Annotated in this window: 1 pseudogene; it reads left to right on the top strand. The window is 40.3% G+C overall.

Annotated elements, in window-relative coordinates:
- Window positions 1-283, top strand: a pseudogene (locus ICN43_RS11095) (hypothetical protein); the annotation flags it as partial.

The following is a 283-nucleotide window of genomic DNA, read 5'->3' as shown; positions in this document are numbered from 1 at the left end:
CTAAAGCCTGATATCGACTGGATCAATGGAGATTTACTCTTCACAAAAATGAAATCAGGGAGTTGGTCTGATTTATCAGGATCTTTAGAAGAGATCTCCAAAAGAGTCCTGTTGGGTGAGAAGGTTACCAGCCCCTTTATTATGTTGGCGTTAAATGACGATGCCTCTTTGCATAAACAGGCATCGGAGATTTTTGCTCGAAATAAGTATCCAGAAAATCCCATATTAGGCCCTATTCCCAAGCATCCCAAAAAAGAGAAAATACGCATCGGCTATTTTTCTG

The sequence above is a fragment of the Polynucleobacter sp. UK-Mo-2m-Kol15 genome (assembly GCF_018881505.1).
Classification (GTDB): domain Bacteria; phylum Pseudomonadota; class Gammaproteobacteria; order Burkholderiales; family Burkholderiaceae; genus Polynucleobacter.
Note: the sequence above shows the minus strand (reverse complement) of the source record. Positions and strands in the feature narration are given on the sequence as shown.